Below are 4,374 nucleotides of genomic sequence, written 5' to 3' on the forward strand. Positions count from 1 at the left end.
GTTCGCGGGCGAGCCGCTCCCGCTCGGTGGTGGCGGCCAGGCACCGTTCGGCCTCGGCCGCAGCCGCCGCCGCTGGCTCACGGGCCGGAAGACCGCCGCACGGGACCTGGCGCGGGCCGAGGCCCGCGACGGTCACGTACAGCGCGAGGTTCACCAGGCTCTCGCCGACGGCCTCGGCCGCGCYWRGCSCCGCCGAGGACGCGCTGCGGATCATGAAGCAGTCCGACATCGGCCCGTTCGGCGTCATCACGTTGCTCTTCGTGCTGCTCGCCCAGGTCGCCGTCCTGACCCAGCTGTACGAGGCGTCGTGGGCGCGCGGCGCGCTCGCCGCCGTCGTCTCCGCGGCCGCGGCCCGGCTCGCCCTCACCCTGGCCGCCCGCGACGGCGTGCCCCCGGCCCGCCCCGGGGGGCTCGGCGCCGCCGTCGCCGGGGTGGTGCCGCGCGGCCGGGCGCTGCTCGTGGCGGCGGCCGTGGTGTGCGCGGCCGGGGCCTCGGGCGCGCTGCTCGGGCCGTACGACGTGCTGCGCGCGGCGGTGGCCGTGTGCGCCGCCGTCGGCGTCTCGGAGCTGCTGCTGCGGCACTGTGTCCGGCGCTTCGGCGGTGTCACCGGAGACGTCTTCGGCGGCCTCGCGGAGACCGCCGCCACGACGGCCCTGGTGGTGCTCGCGCTCGGCTGACGCCCAGGTCAGGCGAAACCCCGGCGTACGCGACACCGTGCTGAATACACACAGTCATGCGCACCGCTGCGCTCACGGGCGTAGGCTCGCGACGGGCTCACCACCCCACAGCCCGCCGAAACTCACCGAAAGAGGACCTCACCACCGTGACTGCTCTGACTCTCAGCACCGCCGCCGCGTCCGGCCTGCGGGCCGACGCGATCGTCGTCGGTGTCGCCAAGGGCTCCGGCTCCAAGGGGGCACTGGTCGTCGCGACCGGCGCCGAGTCCGTGGACAAGGCGTACGACGGCAAGCTCGCGTCCGTCCTGGAGACCCTCGGCGCCACGGGCGGCGAGGGCGAGGTGACGAAGCTGCCCGCGCCTTCGGGCTTCAAGGCCCCCGTCGTCGTCGCGGTCGGCCTCGGCGAGGTCCCCGAGAAGGACGAGACCTACGGCACGGACGCCCTGCGCCGCGCCGCCGGTGTCGCCGCGCGCGCCCTGACCGGCTCCAGGAAGGCCGCGTTCGCGCTGCCCGTCGAGGACGCCGGGGACATCGGCGCCCTCGCCGAGGGCGCGCTGCTCGGCGCCTACTCCTTCACCGCGTACAAGGACACGGGCGACGCCAAGGGCAGGAAGAACGGCAAGGACGCCAAGGCGCCCCTCGCCGAGGTCGCCCTGCTGGGCGGCAAGCCGCGCGACAAGGCCTACAAGGCCGAGCTGGAGCGCGCCGTCGCGGTCGCCGAGGAGCTCAACCGCGCCCGCGACCTGGTCAACACCCCGCCGAACGACCTGAACCCCGAGGCCTTCGCCGCCGTCGCGAGCGCGGCGGCCAAGGAGAACGGCATCAAGGTCCAGGTGCTCGACGAGAAGGCCCTCACCAAGGGCGGCTACGGCGGCATCCTCGGCGTCGGCGCCGGTTCGGAGGCCCCGCCGCGCCTGGTCAAGCTCTCGTACACGCACTCCAAGGCCAAGAAGCACCTCGCCTTCGTCGGCAAGGGCATCACCTACGACTCGGGCGGCATCTCGCTGAAGCCCGCCGGTCACAACGAGACCATGAAGTGCGACATGGCCGGTGCCGCGGCCGTCTTCGCCGCCGTCGTCGCCGCCGCGCGCCTCGGGCTCGAAGTGAACGTCACCGGCTGGCTGGCGCTCGCCGAGAACATGCCCTCCGGCTCCGCGACCCGCCCCGGCGACGTCCTGCGGATGTACAGCGGCAAGACCGTCGAGGTCCTGAACACCGACGCCGAGGGCCGCCTGGTCCTGGCCGACGCGATCGCCAAGGCCTCGGAGGACCAGCCCGACGCGATCGTCGACGTGGCGACCCTGACCGGCGCCATGATGGTGGCGCTCGGCAACCGCACCTTCGGCATCATGGCCAACGACGACGCCTTCCGTGCGTCCGTCCACGAGATCGCCGAGGAGGTCGGCGAGCCGTCGTGGCCCATGCCGCTCCCCGCCGACCTGCGCAAGGGCATGGACTCCCCCACCGCCGACATCGCCAACATCGGCGACCGGATGGGCGGCGGCCTGGTCGCCGGACTCTTCCTCCAGGAGTTCGTGGGCGAGGGCATCGCCTGGGCGCACCTCGACGTCGCGGGCCCGGCCTTCCACGAGGGCGCGCCGTACGGCTACACGCCCAAGGGCGGCACCGGCAGCGCGGTCCGCACCCTGGTCCGCCTCGCCGAGCGCACCGCCGCGGGCGACCTGGGCTGACCCGGACACACCCGGTGCGGGGCCCCGGACGTCACGGCGTCCGGGGCCCCGTATCTGCCGCGCGCGCGATTTCGCCCTCGACGAAATCCGCATGTTCGTACGCATGGGCAGGCCCCTCACGGGGGCAGGTGGGCGTCTCACAGCCCGGCCCGGCGTCCCGTCTCGCGCCGACAAGTGCGAAGATGGGTTCTCGGCAGGACAGGGCCCCCACCAAAGGGCCGAAACAAGAGCGGCCGAATACCAGCCGACCGACCGGTCGTCCCCCGCGAAAAGGGGTCCGGCGTACGGCGCACATGCATGGAGGACGTGACGTGGCGAACGACGCCAGCACCGTTTTCGACCTAGTGATCCTCGGCGGCGGTAGCGGCGGATACGCCGCGGCGCTGCGCGGAGCGCAGCTGGGCCTGGACGTCGCCCTGATCGAGAAGAACAAGCTCGGCGGCACCTGCCTGCACAACGGCTGCATCCCCACGAAGGCGCTGCTGCACGCCGGCGAGATCGCCGACCAGGCGCGCGAGGCCGACCAGTTCGGCGTGAAGGCCACCTTCGAGGGCATCGACATGGCGGCCGTCCACAAGTACAAGGACGACGTGATCTCGGGCCTGTACAAGGGCCTCCAGGGTCTCGTCGCCTCCCGCAAGGTGACGTACATCGAGGGCGAGGGCAAGCTCTCGTCGCCGACCTCGGTGGACGTGAACGGCCAGCGCGTCCAGGGCCGCCACGTGCTCCTCGCGACCGGTTCCGTGCCGAAGTCGCTGCCGGGCCTGGAGATCGACGGCAACCGCATCATCTCCTCGGACCACGGCCTGACCCTGGACCGCGTGCCGAAGTCCGCGATCATCCTGGGCGGCGGCGTCATCGGCGTCGAGTTCGCCTCGGCGTGGAAGTCCTTCGGTTCCGACGTCACGGTCATCGAGGGCCTCAAGCACCTCGTGCCCGTCGAGGACGAGAACAGCTCCAAGCTTCTTGAGCGCGCCTTCCGCAAGCGCGGCATCAAGTTCAACCTCGGCACGTTCTTCGAGAAGGCCGAGTACACGCAGGACGGCGTCCGCGTGACCCTCGCCGACGGCAAGACCTTCGAGGCCGAGGTCCTCCTGGTCGCCATCGGCCGCGGCCCGGTCTCCCAGGGCCTCGGGTACGAGGAGCAGGGCGTCGCGATGGACCGCGGCTATGTCCTGGTCGACGAGTACATGCAGACCAACGTCCCGACCGTCTCGGCCGTCGGTGACCTGGTCCCCACGCTCCAGCTCGCGCACGTCGGCTTCGCCGAGGGCATGCTGGTGGCGGAGCGCCTGGCCGGTCTCAAGACCGTCCCGGTCGACTACGACGGCGTGCCCCGGGTGACGTACTGCCACCCCGAGGTCGCCTCCGTGGGCATCACCGAGGCCAAGGCCAAGGAGATCTACGGCGCGGACAAGGTCGTCGCCCTCAAGTACAACCTCGCGGGCAACGGCAAGAGCAAGATCCTCAAGACCGCGGGCGAGATCAAGCTCGTCCAGGTCAAGGACGGTGCCGTGGTGGGCGTCCACATGGTGGGCGACCGCATGGGCGAGCAGGTCGGCGAGGCCCAGCTCATCTACAACTGGGAGGCGCTCCCCGCCGAGGTCGCCCAGCTCATCCACGCCCACCCCACCCAGAACGAGGCGCTCGGCGAGGCCCACCTGGCCCTGGCGGGCAAGCCGCTGCACTCCCACGACTGACCTCAGTCTTCGGGCGCGACGACCAGACTTTCCGCATTCCCCGGGCTCTCGACTTCGTTCGAGCAGGGGAGTTCCCATCCGTAAGGAGCAACCGAAACCATGGCGGTTTCCGTATCCCTTCCGGCGCTCGGCGAGAGCGTCACCGAGGGCACTGTCACCCGTTGGCTGAAGGCCGAGGGCGAGCGCGTCGAGGCCGACGAGCCGTTGCTCGAGGTCTCGACCGACAAGGTCGACACCGAGATCCCCTCGCCCGCCGCGGGCATCCTGGCCTCCATCAAGGTCGCTGAGGACGAGACCGTCGAGGTC

General features: G+C 71.8%; 4 protein-coding genes. All 4 read left to right on the plus strand.

Annotation, left to right across the window (positions count from 1 at the left end; genetic code table 11):
- Positions 1-26: 26 nt before the first annotated feature.
- Complete coding sequence (locus AB8Z36_RS32255) at positions 27-677, plus strand: adenosylcobinamide-GDP ribazoletransferase (RefSeq protein ID WP_440582052.1); 651 nt, start codon at positions 27-29, stop codon at positions 675-677.
- A 146-nt stretch (positions 678-823) separates the two neighbouring features.
- Positions 824-2,368 carry a leucyl aminopeptidase gene (locus AB8Z36_RS32260; protein WP_369216929.1) on the plus strand — a complete coding sequence of 515 codons (1,545 nt, stop codon included), beginning with the start codon at positions 824-826 and terminating at the stop codon, positions 2,366-2,368.
- Between the two features lie 311 nt (positions 2,369-2,679).
- On the plus strand, positions 2,680-4,068 hold the full coding sequence (gene lpdA / locus AB8Z36_RS32265; protein WP_369216930.1) for a dihydrolipoyl dehydrogenase: 1,389 nt from the start codon (positions 2,680-2,682) through the stop codon (positions 4,066-4,068).
- Between the two features lie 99 nt (positions 4,069-4,167).
- Positions 4,168-4,374, plus strand: a 207-nt coding sequence (locus AB8Z36_RS32270) for a biotin/lipoyl-containing protein (RefSeq protein ID WP_369216931.1), incomplete at its 3' end; no start/stop codon positions are given.

Source organism: Streptomyces flavofungini, from assembly GCF_041028215.1.
Lineage (GTDB): Bacteria > Actinomycetota > Actinomycetes > Streptomycetales > Streptomycetaceae > Streptomyces > Streptomyces flavofungini_B.